This window comes from Phormidium sp. CCY1219 (genome assembly GCF_055795085.1).
Map to the genome: position 1 here is coordinate 1 of NZ_JAYFEQ010000321.1, position 241 is coordinate 241.

Annotated in this window: 1 protein-coding gene; it reads left to right on the forward strand. The window is 43.2% G+C overall.

The features are described from left to right. Positions 1 to 14: 14 nt before the first annotated feature. A partial coding sequence (locus AC0QH1_RS05525; protein ID WP_442957284.1) for a group II intron maturase-specific domain-containing protein occupies positions 15 to 241 on the forward strand: 227 nt, incomplete at its 3' end.

The following is a 241-nucleotide window of genomic DNA, read 5'->3' on the forward strand; positions in this document are numbered from 1 at the left end:
ACCTAAATCCAGTCATAAAAGGATGGAGTAACTATTACAGCACAGTAGTATCCAAGGAAATTTACTCCAAACTCGACCATATGGTTTGGGTAGCTTTAAGGGCATGGACAGTATCAAGATGTGGGAAAGCGTCCATCGGTAAGCTCAGAAAGTATTACCATAAAGGAGCCAATGGAAACTGGACGTTTCAAGCGCAAGATGGGTTAAGACTGCTAACACACGCAGAAACTCCTATCAAGCG